14 protein-coding genes are annotated in these 19,631 nt (G+C 36.9%); 11 read left to right on the forward strand and 3 right to left on the reverse strand.

Annotation, left to right across the window (positions count from 1 at the left end):
* The first annotated feature begins 272 nt into the window (after positions 1-272).
* Positions 273-1,124: an aldo/keto reductase gene (locus QBE53_02850; GenBank protein WZL82062.1), complete on the forward strand. Its 852-nt coding sequence runs from the start codon at positions 273-275 to the stop codon at positions 1,122-1,124.
* Between the two features lie 21 nt (positions 1,125-1,145).
* On the opposite strand, the gene QBE53_02855 is transcribed toward QBE53_02850, so the two are convergent.
* Complete coding sequence (locus tag QBE53_02855) at positions 1,146-2,066, reverse strand: hypothetical protein (GenBank protein ID WZL82063.1); 921 nt, start codon at positions 2,064-2,066, stop codon at positions 1,146-1,148.
* A gap of 141 nt (positions 2,067-2,207) precedes the next feature.
* Between QBE53_02855 and QBE53_02860 the strand changes: the two genes are divergently transcribed.
* The 4 genes from QBE53_02860 to QBE53_02875 all read left to right on the forward strand — a co-directional run bounded on the left by QBE53_02860 (position 2,208) and on the right by QBE53_02875 (position 8,981).
* Positions 2,208-2,645, forward strand: a complete 438-nt coding sequence (locus tag QBE53_02860) for a MarR family transcriptional regulator (protein WZL82064.1) — start codon at positions 2,208-2,210, stop codon at positions 2,643-2,645.
* Between the two features lie 18 nt (positions 2,646-2,663).
* Positions 2,664-4,415, forward strand: coding sequence for an ABC transporter ATP-binding protein (locus QBE53_02865; GenBank protein ID WZL82065.1), 1,752 nt, complete (start codon positions 2,664-2,666; stop codon positions 4,413-4,415).
* Positions 4,408-6,291: an ABC transporter ATP-binding protein gene (locus QBE53_02870; GenBank protein ID WZL82066.1), complete on the forward strand. Its 1,884-nt coding sequence runs from the start codon at positions 4,408-4,410 to the stop codon at positions 6,289-6,291. The genes QBE53_02865 and QBE53_02870 overlap by 8 nt, the downstream gene beginning before the upstream one ends.
* Positions 6,292-6,392: 101 nt before the next feature.
* Positions 6,393-8,981 carry an ABC transporter substrate binding protein gene (locus QBE53_02875; protein ID WZL82067.1) on the forward strand — a complete coding sequence of 863 codons (2,589 nt, stop codon included), beginning with the start codon at positions 6,393-6,395 and terminating at the stop codon, positions 8,979-8,981.
* Here QBE53_02875 and QBE53_02880 read toward each other — a convergent pair.
* Complete coding sequence (locus tag QBE53_02880) at positions 8,954-9,784, reverse strand: YihY/virulence factor BrkB family protein (protein WZL82068.1); 831 nt, start codon at positions 9,782-9,784, stop codon at positions 8,954-8,956. The two genes, QBE53_02875 and QBE53_02880, sit on opposite strands and share 28 nt — an antisense overlap.
* A 115-nt stretch (positions 9,785-9,899) precedes the next feature.
* Between QBE53_02880 and QBE53_02885 the strand changes: the two genes are divergently transcribed.
* The 6 genes from QBE53_02885 to QBE53_02910 all read left to right on the forward strand — a co-directional run bounded on the left by QBE53_02885 (position 9,900) and on the right by QBE53_02910 (position 18,249).
* Complete coding sequence (locus QBE53_02885; GenBank protein WZL82069.1) at positions 9,900-12,209, forward strand: GGDEF domain-containing phosphodiesterase; 2,310 nt, start codon at positions 9,900-9,902, stop codon at positions 12,207-12,209.
* A gap of 16 nt (positions 12,210-12,225) precedes the next feature.
* Complete coding sequence (locus QBE53_02890) at positions 12,226-13,380, forward strand: AI-2E family transporter (protein WZL82070.1); 1,155 nt, start codon at positions 12,226-12,228, stop codon at positions 13,378-13,380.
* A 12-nt stretch (positions 13,381-13,392) separates the two neighbouring features.
* Positions 13,393-14,439 carry a M42 family metallopeptidase gene (locus QBE53_02895; protein ID WZL82071.1) on the forward strand — a complete coding sequence of 349 codons (1,047 nt, stop codon included), beginning with the start codon at positions 13,393-13,395 and terminating at the stop codon, positions 14,437-14,439.
* A 15-nt stretch (positions 14,440-14,454) separates the two neighbouring features.
* A complete protein-coding gene (gene recQ / locus QBE53_02900) occupies positions 14,455-16,290 on the forward strand; it encodes a DNA helicase RecQ (protein ID WZL82072.1) in 1,836 nt (611 codons plus the stop codon).
* 192 nt (positions 16,291-16,482) lie between these two features.
* Positions 16,483-16,680: a cold-shock protein gene (locus tag QBE53_02905; protein WZL83257.1), complete on the forward strand. Its 198-nt coding sequence runs from the start codon at positions 16,483-16,485 to the stop codon at positions 16,678-16,680.
* 132 nt (positions 16,681-16,812) lie between these two features.
* The gene (locus QBE53_02910; GenBank protein ID WZL82073.1) at positions 16,813-18,249 is read left to right on the forward strand and encodes a hypothetical protein; all 1,437 of its coding nucleotides are present in this window, start codon (positions 16,813-16,815) and stop codon (positions 18,247-18,249) included.
* Positions 18,250-18,317: 68 nt separating this feature from the next.
* On the opposite strand, the gene QBE53_02915 is transcribed toward QBE53_02910, so the two are convergent.
* Positions 18,318-19,580 (reverse strand): PLP-dependent transferase, encoded by a 1,263-nt coding sequence (locus tag QBE53_02915; protein WZL83258.1) that lies wholly within the window; start codon positions 19,578-19,580, stop codon positions 18,318-18,320.
* Between the last annotated feature and the right edge of the window lie 51 nt (positions 19,581-19,631).

Here is a 19,631-nt window from a genome sequence, read left to right on the forward strand (position 1 = left end):
ATATCTCTGTGAGATAACGCGACATAGTCGCTTTGTTCCGCTCTCGGAAAGTCCTACATTAGCATTCTGCCTTGAAACATAGCAGAATGCGTCAAGGAAACTTTCCTACCGCGAACAATATCTCTGTGAGATAACGCGACATAGTCGCTTTGTTCCAATATACCATAAGTGTTGGAAAAATTGAATTAAAATTTGACTTATAGTTAACTCAAAGGGGTATAATGTAAAGGAAGAAATATAAACATAAGAGTATTTATAAAGGAGTGACTTTGATGAAAGCTTTAACAGATACGTATACATTACATAATGGCATTAAAATCCCATGTGTGGGATTTGGAACGTGGCAAACGCCAGATGATGCAACGGGGGTCACAGCAGTAAAGCATGCGCTTGAGGTGGGATATCGACATATCGATACGGCAGCAGGCTATGACAATGAGCGTAGTGTAGGGATAGCGATTAAGGAAAGTGGAATCGAGCGGGAAGAGATTTTTGTTACGTCTAAGCTAAAAAATACGGATCATGGTTATGAAGCGACGGTAAAAGCGTTTAATAAAACTTTGGAAGAACTTGATACACATTACCTAGATCTATACCTTATCCATTGGCCTAATCCTATTCACTTTCGAGATAATTGGAAAGAAGCCAATGCAGGAAGTTGGAAAGCCTTTGAAGAATTTTATGCGGCAGGAAAGATTAAGGCAATCGGTGTAAGTAACTTTAGACCACATCATTTAGAAGCTTTGCTAGAAACGGCAAAGATAACACCTATGGTCAACCAAATCCGATTATGTCCAGGGGATGTCCACCAAGCAACACTGGAATTTTGTAATAAGCACAAAATCCTTCTCGAAGCATATAGCCCGTTGGGAACAGGACAAGTGTTTGAAGTTGAGCAGATGCAAGAGCTTGCTCGAAAATATGACAAATCAATTGCGCAAATATGCCTTCGTTGGAGTCTTCAATGCGGATATTTGCCGTTGCCAAAATCTGTAACGCCAAGTCGAATTGAAGAAAATGCCCAAATTTTTGATTTTGAATTAAGTAAAGAAGATGTTGATATGATGACAAATCTTGTAGGCGTATGTGGAACGGCAACTGATCCAGATCAAACCAATTTTTAGTCCATTTAAAATGCTTGATAGTTAACTATCAAGCATTTTTATAATCTTTATTTCGGTTAAATGGCTATCTTCTATCGGGAGCGATGTATCGTAATCCAGAACAAGAACCAATCCATCTTCTGAAAGGGCAAACCAATTCATAGGTGGCTCTAAGAAGGTGGATTCATCGAAGTAGGTTGGATACATGGACGTATAATATTTTATCCCATCTAAGGCGTTGTCGCCAACATGAATTATTCCATCAAAACTTTGCCCTTCTTCTCGAAGTAAAATCCCCTCAACAATTGAACTGTGCGGATGAATAAGTACATAGGTATCATCAGTATGAACCGACCAATCCTCCCCATCAATAACTGGGAGTGTATCTTCTCCAAATTTTGCTTGAAGCGTATCAAGAGTATCCAAAAAGCTAATATCATTAACACGGATGCTGTCAATATCTAGAGGATAATGTTGTGTAGCATCATAATGTAGATTCGTTGGCTTGGTATAGCCATATTTAAACGTAGCATCCATAACGTTTAATAGCTCAATATATACCCACTCTTCATTGAGTTCATTAACGACATGACCAAGGACAAAACAATTAAGCTCAATATTTTCTATCGATTGAGAAAAATCAAAGGGGGCTTGGTAAACATTACCCTTTATAGAGTATACGTTCATGTCTGTATACTGGTTGGGAGTGAGTTTTTTGATGTGAAAGTTGGTGGGAGTGTTATTGAGCGTTGATAAAGTGCTGGTTAAAGTATCATTGGACGTCTTTAAAGCAGTGTTTTCATTGATTAGTTTCTGCAACTGGCTTTGAACTTTGGTTACCTCAGAAGCGTTGGTCATTAATTTGTGCGTTAAAGTATTTGTGCGAAACAGCATATACACCAGTGCAATGCTTAGGACAATGCAAAGCAGTATAAGCATTCGCTTAGATAGAATCTTATTCATAATTTATCTCCTCCTTAAGGTTAGTATTGCTGAAAAAAAAATATTTGTCAACAAAGAAAAAAATATTGACGGCAAGGAGAAAGTTCGCTATAATGTTTGATATCAAACAGTTAGAAATCAAACAATATGAAAATGGAGGCAATGATGGTGGATAGACGGTTAGGGTTTGAGCTTCATGCATTGCATAACCTTATTAAACGGCGGGTAGAACGTTCACAATATTTTCGACATGCACAAGAGATGACAGGGATGAACAGCTGGATTATTTCTTTTTTAGCAAAACATCAAGATAAAGATATTTTTCAAAAAGATATTCAAGAACGATTTACGATAACTCGCTCAACAGCATCTAAAGTACTTAGTTTAATGGAACAAAAAGAACTTATTGAACGCAAAAGTGTGCCTTCGGATGCACGACTTAAGAAGATTGTTCTGACGAAGAAGGCAATTTTGATGCATGAAGCAATTGAACGGGAGATACAGAATATGGAAAATACCATGGTTCAAGGATTTTCAGAAGAAGAGCTACAGCAGATGTATCAATATATTGAACGCATGAAAAAAAATATCAGTTCGTAGTAAGGGAGGAAAGTGTATATGCATAAAAGATTATTAAAAAGTATTCGAGAATACAAAAAAGACGCAATCAAAACACCGATATACGTTATGTTTGAAGTTATAATGGAAGTAGTTATCCCTTTTTTAATGGCAGATTTGATTGACTATGGTATTGATGCAGGGCAGATGTCTGTTGTTGTTAAAATGGGTGTGGCACTGTTAATTGCGGCGTTTATTTCCTTGGTTTTTGGAGCACTGGCAGGAAGAAGTGCCGCGATTTCATCCGCGGGTTTTGCAAAAAATCTACGTGAGGATATGTTTTATAATGTACAGACTTTTTCGTTTTCCAACATCGATAAGTTTTCTACATCAAGTATTATCACTCGCTTAACAACGGATGTTACCAATGTACAAAATGCGTTTCAGATGGTGTTACGTATGGCAGCAAGAAGCCCTGTTATGCTTGTATTTTCACTGATTGCCGCTTTTAGTATAGATCCGAAATTATCGCTGATTTTTTTAGGGGCGATTCCGATTTTAAGTTTAGGACTTTTTTTGATTATTACAAGAGCCTATCCAGTGTTTCAACGGGTGTTTAAAAAGTATGACCGATTAAACAACATAGTTCAAGAAAATCTTGCAGGAATGCGAGTAGTGAAATCATATATCCGTGAGGATTATGAAGAAGAAAAGTTTAAAAAAGTTTCAAAAGAAATCTATGATGACTTTTCAGTTGCGGAAAAAACATTGGCATTTAATATGCCGTTAGTTCAATTTTTAATGTATGCTTCTATGATTCTTCTTTCATGGTTTGGAGCGAGAGCGATTATTGCCAGCGGTAATAATCCGGCAGTTGGACTTAGTACAGGACAGTTGATGAGTCTAATTACCTATACCATGCAAATTCTTATGAGCTTGATGATGCTGTCGTTTGTTCTTGTGATGATTACAATTTCACGAGCATCTGTTGAACGTATTTCTGAGCTTCTTGAAGAAGAGAGTGACTTAAAAGATAAAGACGCGCCGATACAAGAAGTGAAAGAAGGGTCGATTGACTTTGAAAATGTTAAGTTTAGTTATTCAAAGGATGCAGATAAGTTATGCCTAGATGGTATTAATTTGTCGATTGCATCTGGAGAGACAGTTGGAATCTTGGGTGGAACAGGATCGTCAAAGACAACGCTTATACAGCTTATTCCAAGATTATACGATGCCACACAAGGAACGGTAAGCGTTGGTGGAATCGATGTCAAAAACTATGATCTAAAAGTTTTACGTGACCAAGTGGCGGTTGTGCTACAAAAAAATATTCTCTTTTCTGGAACAATAAAAGAAAACCTGCGTTGGGGAAATGCGATGGCAACAGATGAAGAACTCATCGAAGTGTGTAAACTAGCTCAGGCACATGATTTCATTCAAGAGTTTAAAAATGGCTATGATACCTACATTGAACAAGGTGGATCCAATGTTTCCGGTGGACAAAAACAACGCTTGAGTATTGCAAGAGCCTTACTAAAAAAACCTAAGATTTTGATTCTAGATGATTCGACGAGTGCTGTGGATACAAAAACAGACGCGCTTATTCGACAGGCATTTGCTAAGCAGATTCCAGACACAACCAAAATCATCATTGCTCAACGTGTAGCATCAGTTAAAGAAGCGGATAAAATCATTGTCATGGACGATGGAGCGATTGCGGGTATTGGAACCCATGCATCCCTAATGGAAACAAATGCAATCTATAAGGAAGTATATGAATCACAAGTGAAAGGAGGTCATGACCATGAATAAAAAAGTCAATCGTGATACCATTAAGCGTTTACTTGCCTATATTGGTCAGTATAAACTTCAGTTAAGCGTTGTTGTAATAGCTATTATTTTAGGGGCATTAGCTAATGCAAGTTCAGCGCTATTTATTCAGACCCTCATTGATGATTATATTACTCCGTTGCTTATTGAAAGTGTACCAAACTTTTCAGGACTATTTCGTATACTTCTCTTAATGGCGAGTGTATATATGGTCGGAGTCATTGCAACCTTAATTTATAATCGGGTAATGGTAGGAGTAGCTCAGGGCGTTCTAAAGACAATACGGGATGAGCTTTTTGCAAAAATGCAAAAATTACCTGTTCGTTATTTTGATTCACGAAGTCATGGAGATATTATGAGTCATTATACTAATGATATCGATACCCTGCGTCAGATGATTACGCAATCCCTGCCGCAACTGTTTTCTTCGGTAGTTACCATTGTTTCGGTTTTTTTTGCGATGATGTACTTAAGTCTTTGGTTAACGATTTTTGTACTCATTACAGTGGTGTTAATTATGCGTGTGATTCGCGTGATTGCAGGACGCAGCGGCAGCTATTTTGTAAAACAGCAGCAATCGTTAGGCGATGTTAACGGATATATTGAGGAAATGGTCAATGGTCTTAAGGTGGTCAAAGTATTTAACTATGAAGCTAAGGCAAAAGAAGCCTTTGATGTAAAAAACCAACAGCTTTGTGAAAATGCAACTTCAGCGAATAAGTATGCCAATATACTTATGCCGATTATGAATAACTTCGGGTATATTTTGTATGTATTGTTAGGAATTGTCGGTGGAGCAATGGCAATCTCGGCATTACCAAACTTTAGTTTAACCGGACGTGATGTTATTACCTTAGGTATGATTGCTTCATTCTTACAGTTATCAAGAAGCTTTATTCATCCACTGGCCCAAGTATCTCAGCAGATGAATGCAGTCATTATGGCGCTAGCAGGTGCAGAACGCATTTTTGAGCTTATGGACCAAGAGAGCGAGCAAGACGAAGGCTATGTGACGTTAGTGAATGCTAAAATAGTCGATGGAGAGATTAGTCAGACACAGGAACGTACAGAGCACTGGGCATGGAGACATCCACATCAAGATGGGACGGTTACATTTGAAGAACTAAAAGGTGAAGTGAATTTTTATGATGTGGATTTTGGATATAATGCAGAGGAGCTGGTTTTACATGACATATCTTTACATGCAAAGCCAGGAGAAAAAATTGCTTTAGTCGGAGCGACGGGAGCAGGAAAAACAACAATAACAAATCTCATCAACCGATTTTATGATATTGCAGATGGAAAAATTCGTTATGACGGAATCAATATCAATAAAATCAAAAAAAGTGATTTACGTCGCTCGCTAGGTGTTGTGTTACAAGAAGTTAATCTTTTTACAGGTACGGTAATGGATAATATTCGCTATGGACGCTTGGATGCAACGGATCAAGAGTGCATTCAAGCTGCAAAGCTTGCAAATGCAGATCACTTTATTCGCATGTTGCCTCATGGTTATGACACCGTGCTATCTGGTGATGGTAATGGTTTATCCCAAGGGCAACGCCAGTTAATTTCGATTGCAAGGGCGGCAGTAGCAGATCCTCCAGTCATGATTCTTGATGAGGCAACATCCAGCATTGATACACGGACAGAATCAATTGTACAAGCAGGAATGGATTCGCTTATGCATGGTAGAACGGTCTTTGTTATTGCCCATCGTCTATCGACCATTAAAAATGCAGATATGATTATGGTTTTGGAACAAGGGCGTATTATTGAACGAGGCAATCATGAACAATTGCTTGAGAAAAAAGGCAAGTATTACCAACTATATATAGGAACGTTTGAATTGCAGTAAAAATTTTATCGCAGATTATTTTGACCCTCTCCATGGAAAAGTGCTAGAAGCTATGGTATAATATAGCAACTAGTTTCTACACCTGTGGGAGGGTTAATTATATGATGAAGCGAGAGTTGTTTAGCAAAATAGCAGGCAAAACAATAGGGGTTTTTGTGTGTTTTTTTATTCTGACTGCTGGGTTTAATATTCATGTTAAGGCACAGGCACCCGCACGTGTTCTTTATATCAGTTCGTATTCTTATAGCTTTGATTCGGTACCGGGTCAGGTCAATGGGATAAAAAGTATTCTGGATGAAGAATATGTTAATTATGATCTTGAGTTTATGGATACAAAGCGTTTTAACAGCTCGATTAATTATGAAAATTATTATAATTTTTTATATCATCGTTTATCAAGTATAAAACCATATGATGTTATTATTGTCGGTGATGACAATGCCCTCCAATTCTTAATGGACAATGAAGAACATCTTGTGAAGGATGTGCCTGTAATTTTCTTAGGAATCAATGATATGAATCGACTTTTAGAGGCGGAAAAAAGGGATAATTACACAGGTATTTATGAACAAATGTCAATCGAAGAAAATGTTGAACTGGCTAAAAGACTACAGCCGAATTTAAGAGAAATCATAGCCATCTATGATAATACGCGCACAGGTATTGGCGAATATAATGATTTTATGGCAGTAAGTGATAAATATCCAGAACTTATATTTAGCGGAATAAATTATAGTGAATTATCGGAAACAGAGTTTGAGCAACGATTAAGTTCGCTAGAAGACACCCAAGCATTAATGTATTTATCCATGATGGAAAATTATATGAAGCAAGTCATTACTGTGGATGAAGCAGTGCATAATATTCTATCTGCAACCGATGCAGTCGTTTATACTCCAACGATTGGAGGCGAAGGCAAAGGACTTCTTGGGGGATACTCGGTATCCTATTTTGAACATGGACGTTTGGCGGCTCAAATGGCCATGGATATTATTGGCGGAAAAAAAGTAGAAGATATAGCGATAATTAAAGAAAGCCCAAATCAGTATATTATTGATTATAATGTATTGGTTAGGCATGGGTTGGATTTAGAACTCTTACCCAAAGAAACCGTACTAATTCATGCGCCTGAGCCATTTATCGAATCGATTCGTTGGCTTTTAATTCCGGCACTTGTGGTCGGCTTTGTGATGATGATGCTCTCTGCGTTAATGTTTGTAGATAACCGGAGAAAACACTTGGCTGCCATTGATTTGCAAGAAAAAAATGATGAGTTGACCGGACTTTATGAAGAATTAACTGCTCAAGAAGAAGAATTAAGAGCTCAATATGAAGAACTTGAAGACCACCGTCAAGCATTAATGCGAAGTCGAAAAAAATATAAAGAGCTGGCATACACAGATATGTTGACCGGGCTTAATAATCGTGCATACTTATATGAAGTATTAGAGCGAGAATTCCAAAAAGATACCAAAGCAGGTTATCTTTTTTTCATTGATTTAGATAATTTTAAATATATTAACGATTCTTTTGGACATATCCTTGGCGATAAAGTGTTAAGAGCGATTGGATATCGTCTGCAAAACCTTATGGATGATGAAACGGTGGTTATCCGTATTGGCGGTGATGAGTTTGTATTGGCGCGGTTTTCTTCAGAGGAACCTATTGACCATCAAAACTTGTTAGCGCAGATTAATGATTGTCTAGAGGACATGCTTATCATAGGGGAAAAGGAAATATATGTAACAGGTAGTATAGGAGTTGTTGCTTTTCCGGAAAATGGTAAAACGGCTGAAGAACTTATACGAAAAGCAGATATTGCGATGTATGAAGCAAAAGAGAATGGAAAAGGTCAGGCAATGTATTATAGCAAGTTTATGGATAAGAATGTGACGAATCTTATGGGCATTCAAAATAATATCCGCTTTGCTATTGAACGCAATCAGTTTGAGTTATATTTGCAGCCACAAATTGAAGCGACAGACTTAGGGCTTGTCAGTTTTGAAGGTTTAATTCGGTGGAATATGCCTGGAGAAGGCGTGATTAGTCCGGGAGAGTTTATTCCTGTGGCAGAACAACTAGGGCTTATACATCGTATTGGTCGCTGGGTGTATCAGCGAGCATTTTACAGTATTGAGCGTCTTGAACAAGAGCTTGGCATAACAGTGAAAGTAGCGATGAATGTTTCAGCCATGGAAATTACTCGACCACACTTTGCCCGAGAGTTTTTTGAACTCATTCAATCCCACCATATGCAACCGAACAAATTGATTATCGAGTTAACCGAATCGGTATTTTTAGAAGCGGCAGAGCGCCACATTGACACCTTAAAAGGGCTTCAAAATATTGGGGTTGAAATTCACTTGGATGATTTTGGGACAGGTTATTCGTCACTAAACTATTTGCGATTATTGCCAGTTGATGTCGTTAAAATAGACAGGGATTTTATTCAAGATATCACCATAAATGAAAAACAGGCGGATTTGACCCAAAGCCTAATTAATATAATTCATAACCTAGGTAAAACAGTGGTTGCAGAAGGAGTTGAAACCCAGGAACAGTTACAATTATTGCAAACCATGGGATGTGACGTTATTCAAGGGTATTACTTTGCTAAACCCATGCCATTAGAGGAAGCTATAGAATTTGCAAAATATCATCATCAAGTGAAGTTTTCTAACTTCGATTGATAAATAGTGGCATTAAGTTCTCCGCCGATAAGAATGATGATACTGCTAATATATAGCCAAATCAGAAGAATAATAATGCCGCCTAGGCTGCCATAGATCATAGAATAATTGCCAAAACGATTGATATAGGTGGAATATAAAAGTGAAATACTAATCCAGCCTAGTGAGGCAAATAAAGCTCCGGGAAGAACTTGTCTAAAACGTAATTTTTGATTGGGAACAAATTTATAAAAAAGAGAAAATGAAAAAATCAGCATTAATACAGGAAAGACAAAGCGTAGTTGATACCATAGTGCTTGAAAAATACCGGTGATACCTAAAAAGCCAAATAGGAATTCGCCGATTTTTTCGCCAAAAACAAGGAAAAAGAAGGACAGAATAATGAGCATTGGAATGCCTAAGGTTGAGAAAAGAGCTAAAAGTAATGTTTCCCAAAAAGGACGGTTTTCAATGGTATTGTAAGCAATATTTACACCCTTTATCAGTGCGCGAATACCTTTTAATGCACTCCATAACGTGGTGACCATACCAAAAGACAATAAAGTTATATTTCCGCTTTCCATTATGGACTCAATGGTATTTAGAACAATTGAAGCAGATTCAGAAGGCAAGAGCGCTTCGATTTGATTAATCAACATGCTTTCATCAATGGAGGTCAGCCCAATGACACTCAACAAAAAAATTAAAAAAGGAAAAATAGATAAAATGAGATAGTAAGAGCATTCTGCAGCCAATCCAGTTAAATCATCAGACTTTATTTTTTTAGCTAATCGTTTAAGATAAGCAAGAATTGTATATAGCATAGCGTATCCTCCTAACCTTTGGTTTTCTATAGTATAGCACAGTATAGCGGGGAGATGTCTATGCAATTGGTCTTTTTTGTGATATATTTGAATGGGAGAAAATATAGGAGAAGATATGACAAAAGCGAAATTAAAAATTACGTGGACAGCAACAATTATTATTTTTTTAACGTATTTTATAGTTGTATTTTTGGAAATAGACATACTAGGGAATATACTTTCACCTATTGTAACGTTTATGGCGGCGTTGTTTGTGTATAAGTTTTTATATCGAAAAAATCGACATCTTCTTATACGTGAAGGGATGCTTTGTATTGCGCTCGGCATTTTTAGCTGGGGAATTGTTGATATATTATGGGCTATTTATTCGTTTATATTTAAATTAGACCCCTTAAATACATGGATAGAAAATGGTTATGGATTAACGAATATTTGCTTTTTTATTGCCATTGCTTTTTTTGAAGTTCATGAACTAAAAAAGTGGCATGGTTTTCAGGTACTTATCGATGCATTGGCTATTTCGTCGACATTTACGATTGTGGTGTGGGTCATTTTTGCGCATGAACAATTAAATATTACAATGATTTTAAATGACGGAGTCATGTTAGGTCTTATGATTGTTGACTTGATTAGTGTCATTTGGATTAGTCTTTGGTTTTTCTCCATTGGTCAAAAGGTAGTTCCGACCTATTTGCGTGTCGTTCTTTCTGGTATTGTCTTATTTATCTTTTCCGATTTAGTTTTTTATTATCAATATTATAATGGATTGTATAGGCCCAACTCACTTTTGGATGGGCTATATGTTTTATCCTTTATCCTCATCATGTTAGGCGCAACATTTAAGACATCCGATACGAACGAAATAATGCTTAACCCACAGGTTGTTGAGGAAGAGTACTCGGATATCAAAGGGATAAAGATAAAAGGTATATTTTTGCTTTTTGCTTCATTCATCTTGATTATTTATCAAGGCTTCGTCCTTGAGTATATTTTAATCCTTCTACTTATTGACTTGCTTTTTTTAGTTTTTTCGATATACATTCAGCGCAATATGTATCGGGAACAACTCTTAGAAAAAGAAAAAGAAGTTAATCAAACACTTGAAGCCAGAGTGAAAAAAAGAACAGAAGAATTGAATCGTTTGTTAAATGAAGATGCTGACACAGGGCTACCAAGCCAACGACATTTTACGCAAAAACTTGAAAAAGCGATGGATGTGTGTGAAGAAGGAAAAAGTGTAGGGGTTTTTCTTGTTGAAGTCAATAAATTCAAAAACTATCAAACCCTTTTTGGTGTAGATTTAAGTAAGAAATTGCTTAAAAGTATTGGACAAAGGATAAAAAGTTATCCGCATGAAAAGTATGACGCCGTGGCAGTTTTTGAGAATAGCTCCTTCATAATATACCGTAGTGGAACCTATACGTATAAGAGTAATATTCAAATGGCAGAGAGTTTATTAAAATGGTGCCAGGGTAATTATTATATTGACAGTTTTGATTTTCATATCACATTAAACATTGGAATTGCGATGTACCCCTTTGACGCCAAAACCCAAGAAGAACTGTTAAAGCATGCGGATATTGCGATTAGTCAATCACATCTTCACGGGGTCAACAAAATAATGGCTTTTGATCAACGCTTAGCCAAAGAAGTATATCGTAAACATATGCTTGAAATGTGGATGAAAAAAGCAGATTATGAAAATGAATTCAGCCTTCATTATCAGCCACAGTATGATATAAGAACAGAGGCATTTAATGGATTTGAAGCTTTGCTACGTTGGAAGCATGACGATGGGCAATTTATTTCACCAGCAGAATTTATTCCGATTGCTGAAGAGACAGGGCTGATTATACCTATAGGCTATTGGGTAATGGAAAAGGCGATTAGCCAATTAGCAAAATGGGATAAAAAATCAACGGCAGCTTATAAGATATCGATTAATGTTTCGGCTAAGCAACTGATTGAAAAAAGCTTTATTAAAGAATTTCAAACAATTATTGGGAAGTATCATGTAAACCCACATCAAATAGAAATCGAAATTACAGAGAGTATTCAATTAGAACAAAACACAGAGATTATTAACGTGTTAAAAATACTTCAGGAGTTTGGCGTTCAAATCGCAATTGATGATTTTGGAACCGGATATTCTTCGCTGTTTTATTTGAAAAATGTTCCGATGGATCGACTGAAAATAGCTAAAGAGCTGATTGACAATATTGATATCAATGCGTTTGATCGCACCATTGTGGCTTCAGTTGTGCGATTGGCAAAGATTAAAAATATAAAAGTCATTGCGGAAGGTGTAGAAACAAAAACGCAAAAAGATGTGATTCAAGAATTAGGGTGTGATGAGATTCAAGGATACTATTTTGAAAAACCATTACCACACGATCAAATTCTAAAACAATACATACATGAGTAAATTTACGGAGGAAAATATGGAGAGAGAATCATTAAGTAAAAAGCAAATTATGGAACTTATTTTATTTTTTGGTATCGTGCTTGTAGCTGTCTTAAATATTGAGATTGTGCTACAAATAGGAGGATACATTGTTAGGATTTTCTATCCGTTTACCCTAGGAGCGGCCATCGCTTTTGTGCTCCACGTGCCAATGCGCTTTTTTGAAAAAAAATTATTGAGTCGCTGGATTAAATCCATTAAAGTGCAACGAATCATTAGCTGTTTGATGACCCTTATTTTATTGACAGGTATCATTTTTGCTATTATCATTCTTGTCATACCGGAAATGGTGGAAGCGGTTAATACATTAATATCCAGGGCACCCGCTCAATTTAGACGTTTACAAGCATGGATTGAGCCTTATTTTCATTATGTGCCCCTATTGGAAGAATGGGTTAATGCAAACTTAAGTAATATCAATTGGCAAGAGATGCTAAAAAATAGTTTGGAGTTTTTGTCTTATGGAGCCGGCAGTATTTTTAACTCAACAGTGGGAATTATTTCAAGTGTTGCAGCAAGAACTTTAAGTATTTTTATCGGAGTGGTTTTTGCGATTTATGTACTTTTTGAACAAGAAAATCTCAAACGACAAGGCAAGAAAATTGTGTATGGTTTTTTCAAAGAAGACAAAGCCGATGAAATCGTTCATGTGATGGAGGTATCTAGTCGAACGTTTTCTAATTTTATTTCGGGTCAGGTACTTGAAGCTATTATTTTAGGAACTCTTTTTTGGATAACACTTAGCGTGTTTAAATTTCCCTACGCATTATTGATTGGTGTTTTAATATCTGTAACGGCGTTAATCCCAATTGTAGGAGCTTTTATTGGATGCGCTATCGGAGCTTTTTTAATGGTGGTTATCGATCCGATGTTAGCATTGTGGTTTTTGATTGTCTTTATCATCTTGCAACAGATTGAAGGTAATCTTATTTATCCATTTGTGGTAGGCAATAAAATAGGGATTCCTTCGATGTGGGTGTTAATGGCGGTAACTATCGGAGGTAGTCTTATGGGAATTACGGGAATACTCATTTTTATTCCGTTATTTTCAGTTGTATATACTTTGCTAAAAGAAAAATCAAATAAACGATTAAAACTAAAAAAAGTCAGTCGTGAAAAATGGGCGAAATAGAGAGGAAATACTGTGAATACTACATTAAACTATACAAAAGAAATACTAAAAAACATCATTAATATCCCAAGTCCAAGCGGATATTGTCAAGAGGTCCTTGAATATATTTTTGAACAGGCAAAGGGACTAGGATTTGATTGCTCGATGACGGCAAAAGGTAATGGCATTATTCATATTCCATGTCATCCAGATAATAATAAGAATAAAAAAGGTGTGCTGTTAACAGCGCATGTAGATACATTAGGGGCCATGGTGCGCAGTATAAAGCCGGACGGAAAAATTCGCATGACGAGTGTGGGCGGTTTTATGATGCAATCGGTTGAAGGAGAATATTGCACAATTCATATGCGCAATAAAAAAACTGTTACAGGAACTATACTTAGTACGAAACCTTCAGTGCATGTCTATCAAGATGCTAGGTCCATGGAACGAAAAGAAGAATGTATGGAGATACGCTTAGATGAAGCGGTCACGACAAAAGAAGAGGTAGAAGCGCTAGGAATTACAGTTGGAGATTACATTAGCTTTGATCCAAGATATTCAGAATCTAAGAGTGGCTATATTAAGTCGCGACATCTTGATGATAAAGCAGGGGTTGCCATTTTGTTAGGATTAATGCATTATTTACATCAACATAATGTGCAGCTATATCGTGATGTGACGATTATGCTATCTACATATGAAGAAGTAGGGCATGGTTCTTCCTATATTCCTAAAGACATAGACACATTGCTGGCTATTGACATGGGAGCGATAGGGGATGACTTAAGCTGTACAGAAAAAGATGTCTCCATATGTGTAAAAGACGGTCGTGGACCCTATGACTATGGCATGGTTAATCAATTGATTGAGGTGGCAAAAACCAATAATCTATCATATGCATTGGATGTATATCCTTACTATAGTTCAGATGCATCAGCAGCACTTGCAGGTGGTCATGATATTAAGGCAGCGCTTATTGGACCGGGGGTACATGCATCACATACCATGGAGAGAACCCATGAAGAGGGATTGCAAAATACAGTGCAATTACTTATCGAATGGCTTAGTTTACAATAAAGAAGTGGAGTTTTTATGCAAAAAACAGAAGTATTGAAGGATATATTTGGGTTGTCGTCTTTTCGCGAAGGACAAGAAAATCTTATTGATCATATTCTGGCAGGTAACGATGTTCTTGGAATCATGCCGACAGGTGGAGGTAAATCACTATGTTATCAATTGCCCTCAATGATGCTTGAAGGCACGACAATTGTTGTATCGCCATTAATCTCTTTGATGAAAGATCAAGTTGCATCCTTAGTCCAATCAGGCATAAAAGCTGCCTATATTAACAGCTCTTTGTCCTATCAAGAGTATGAATATATTCTTGAAGGGGCGAAAGCGGGCGAATACAAAATGATCTATGTTGCACCGGAACGCTTGCTCAATGAACAATTTATTACGGTCGCTAATCAAATGCATATTACTATGATTACCGTAGATGAGGCGCACTGTGTTTCTCAGTGGGGGCATAATTTTAGGCCAAGTTATTTAAGGATTCCGGAGTTTGTCAAACGCTTAAACAATCGTCCGATTATATCAGCATTTACAGCGACCGCAACGACCCAGGTAAAGGAAGATATCATAGAGAAGTTGGAATTAGACACGCCTTTTTTAATGATAACAGGATTTAATCGGAAGAATCTATACTTTCATGTAGAACAGCCTCATGACAAATTCAAAGCGACCATAAATTATGTAACACAAAATTTAGATAAATCAGGAGTTATCTATTGCTCTACGCGAAAAAATGTTGAGGATGTCAATGAACGCCTCCAAGCGGAAGGCATTCGATCAACACGCTATCATGCAGGATTATCAGAAGTCGAACGCCATAGGAACCAAGATGACTTTATCTATGACCGATGTCCGGTTATTGTAGCAACAAATGCATTTGGTATGGGGATTGATAAATCCAATGTAGCCTATGTGATTCACTATAACATGCCAAAAAATTTGGAAAGTTACTATCAAGAGGCCGGTCGTGCGGGACGCGATGGAGAGCCAGCAGAGTGCTTGCTTTTTTACAGTGGGCAAGATGTTCGAACAAACCAATTTATTATTGAAAAATCAGAAATTCCTACAGAAGAAGGTATAGAGCTGGATGCAAAAACAATAAAAGCACTCAAAGAAAAAGAGCTTGAATTGCTTAAGAAAATGACTTTTTTTTGCTTTACAAAATACTGCCTTCGACAAAATCTGCTAAACTACTTTGGAGAGAAATCGGAAAGTTATTGTGGAAATTGTAGTAACTGTAAAGCGATTTCTAAGGAAGTCGACATTACGGTGGATGCTCAAAAAATCATCTCATGTATTTTACGGACAGAGCAAAAGTATGGAACAACGATGATTGTTAATATTTTGCGTGCGAGCCGTAACCAAAAAATATTGGAGAATCAACTCGATCAAATATCCACCTATGGATTGTTGGAAGATATGTCGATCAAAGAGGTGAACGATCGAATTGAACATTTAATCGCCCAAGGGTTTATCGATAATATTCATAGCCAGTATGCTATTTTAAAAGTAAAAAATAAATCTAAGGCACTACTTAAGGGAAAAACAAAACTTAAAATGCCGGTTAAAAATGAAGAGGCATTATCACTTAGTCCTTTGCATTCTAAGGATAAGACGATTAATCGACCATTAGATCAAGAGCTTTTTGCTAAGGTCAAGCAATTACGCAACACTATTGCAAAAAAAGAGAAGGTCCCAGCATATATTATTTTTCCAGATACAACATTAAAAGAGATGGTTAGAAAAATGCCTTCAACGGCGGAAGAGTTTCGCCGAATTAATGGTGTAGGGAATGTTAAGCTCGAAAAATATGGTCGTGCATTCTTAGATGTACTTAATAGGCAAAAAAAATAAAAAATAAAAAAGTTTGCTTTTTTAGAAAATGTATGCTATAGTTATGCAGAACCTTAGTTGAGGGATAAAAAGAATTTTCATGAAAGATTAGATGATAGATTATACAGTGCGTACTTCGAATCACCGAAATTTTGTAAAGCTTTTTTTAGAATCACATATTAAGGAAATAAAATTTCGGAGGAAACGAATATGATGAATGGTACTGTAAAATGGTTTAATGGAGACAAAGGTTTTGGTTTTATTACTGGTGATGACGGAGTGGACGTGTTTGCACACTACTCACAAATCAACAAAGACGGATTCAAAACTTTAGAAGAAGGCGAAAAAGTTACATTTGATTTAGCTCAAGGTCCTAAAGGTCCTCAAGCTGAAAACATTAATTCACTTTAATCGTCATTTACGACGTAAATCGCAAAACATCAGATGTATACATCTGATGTTTTTTTTATACGTTTCTAATGTATTTTCTCTTGAGATACGTTACAATAGTAATGATAGTTTAAATAGAAAGATGGAGGGATAATGATGAAAACAATTAAAATTTATTTTTATAGCTTTATTTTATTATTGCTGCTTGTAGGATGTAATTCAGACGATAAAAATATTACACATGAAGAAGGACAAGATCAAGTTGAGGTCAATGTTGCTGACAATGGATCAGACGATGTTGTTAATAATCCAGAAGATGCTGTAGATAATACAGAAGATTCAATAGGACAAGAAGATGTGAATATCGATGAGCCAGAGGGCGAAGGCATAGAAGAAGTGACGCCGGAGGATGAAGAGGGGCAGATAAGCGAAGGGGGATCGACGACGATATCCTATGAAGGAGAAATTCTTGACTTAACTGCGCCAGAAGATGAACAAGAGTATACATCCGGATTAGTGATTATTAAAAAAGAGCAAGATTATTGGAGAGCGGTTGATCGCCAAGGATATGTCTATCGTATTAGCACTTCGGCGCAATTAAAACCGGGGATGGTTATAAAAGATAACAACGTATCAATTGATGACGAAGGTGAACGTTTTGTTGAATTAACATCCAGCTATGTATCTTATGAAGATTCGCTTATTCATCAAAAGAGCGCGGATAAAGCGGGAAAAGCTGTTGGCGACACCTTATTTATGCAGTATGATTTGGGAAAGTCATTGGATTCTATTAAGGTTTTAGAAACAATTGGAAGTGGCATTAAGCGGTATACAATGGATGTAACATTAGAAAATGGAGAAAAGACAACATTTCAATATACACTGTATGGGTATGAGGATACATGGATCATGCCATCGGCAAGTCATATCAATATGAATGGAAAAGTTGACAATACAAATGAAGCAACGGATGAAAACAATAGCGAAGCGACAGAGGCTACAGATGATGCGTCAGCATATGAAAGTGAAGGGATTCGCCGGGAAGGCCTTTATGATAATGACAATGTGACCTATTATCAAGAGCATGAGCTTTTGCCACAATCAAATTTAACCCAAGGAACAGATGTATACGAATATATGACCAATATATATTCGGAAGATGGAAGTGGAAAACGTCAGTTGATTCATAAAGGTGGTCGAAATAGTTATTATGAGACTTTGGTACAATTTGGACAACGTGTGTATTTAAAAGCAAATGGTTGGGAACCTTTTAGCGAAGAATTTTCTGCGGGAATAGGGTTTTTAGATTTATCGGATAACACGTATAAAGTTCTTTATAACGGACCGATTATTGAGGGAAGTCTACGTGAAGATACTTTTTACTTTTTTGCAGACGATAAACTCTTAGAACTTAGTCTTGGAACAGGAAAATATGATAGTGTAACAACCTTGCCTGAGAGTATTAATGATACGATTTTAAAAATTATCGCAGTAGATGATGCAACAATGCGCATCAGCTTGGAGAGTGATGCAGTACGTGAATATGAGATTAATCTTAGTGAAAGTACGATTAGTGAATATACTGAGTAAAGCGTTTTTTGTCTTTTAGTCGCTAAGAGGTTATATGACCTCTTAGCAAACTTAGACAGTGCATGTGTTTATGCATTAAATGCTTGTTCCAAGTCATCGATGATATCTTGCACATTTTCTAGTCCCACAGAAAGACGAATCATACTTGGTGTGATTCCGGCAGCAATTAATTGTTCGTCAGACAGCTGGCGATGAGTTGCACTTGCAGGATGTAAGACGCAGGTTCGAATATCAGCGACATGAACAACATTTGATGCAAGTTTTAAGCTATCCATAAAACGGATGGCTTTTTCTTTTCCTCCTTTGATTGAAAAAGTAATTACACCACTGGAACCTTTGGATAAGTATTTTTTTGCTCGATGATGCTGTGGATCACTGGCTAATTGAGGATAATTAATTGATTCAACATGTATAGATGCTTCAAGGTATGAAGCGACTTTTTCGGCATTTTCGCAATGGCGTTCCATGCGTATAGGAAGGGTTTCAAGGCCCAAATTTAATAAAAAAGCAGCATTTGCTGAAGGATAGGCGCCGATATCACGCATTAATTGTACACGAGCTTTTGTAATATATGCGGCTTCTTTAAAATCTTTTGTATAGATAACGCCATGATACGAAGAGTCGGGTTCTGTAAACTCTGGAAAGTTTCCATTAGCCCAATTAAATTTGCCGCTGTCAATTATAACTCCGCCAAGTTGAACAGCGTGACCATCCATGTATTTTGAAGTCGAATGAACGACAATATCAGCGCCAAATTCAAAAGGACGACATAGTATAGGTGTGGCAAAAGTATTATCGATGATTAATGGAACATTATTGTTGTGTGCAATTGTTGCGAAGCGCTCAATATCAAGGACGGCAAGTGCTGGATTAGCTAAAGTTTCACCAAAGACAGCACGTGTGTTTGGACGAAATTCTTTTTGAATATCTTCATCACTTGCTTCAGGGTCAACAAATGAACATTCAATGCCATAGCGTTTCATTGTCACAGCAAACAAGTTGACAGTTCCACCATAGATAGTGGTTGTACTTATAAAATGGTCGCCGGATTTTAAGATATTCAGCAAGCTAATCATCGTTGCTGCTTGGCCGGAGGTTGTACAAAGGGCCCCAACACCACCTTCAAGAGCTGCAATCTTACTCTCAACAGCAGCAACGGTAGGATTTGAAATGCGTGAGTACATATGTCCAGCGGCGCTTAAGTCAAAGAGTTTTCCAATATGTTCGGTAGAATCATAATTGTAGGTTGTGCTTTGTACTATTGGAACGACGCGTGGATCTCCATTTTGTGGGGTATACCCTTCATGTAAACATTGTGTTTCTATATGCATCATATTTTCCTCGCTTTCTAGAGTGTCAACTTTTGTATGTCATTATTTTGA

The sequence above is a fragment of the Vallitaleaceae bacterium 9-2 genome (assembly GCA_038396585.1).
GTDB lineage: Bacteria > Bacillota > Clostridia > Lachnospirales > Vallitaleaceae > UBA1351.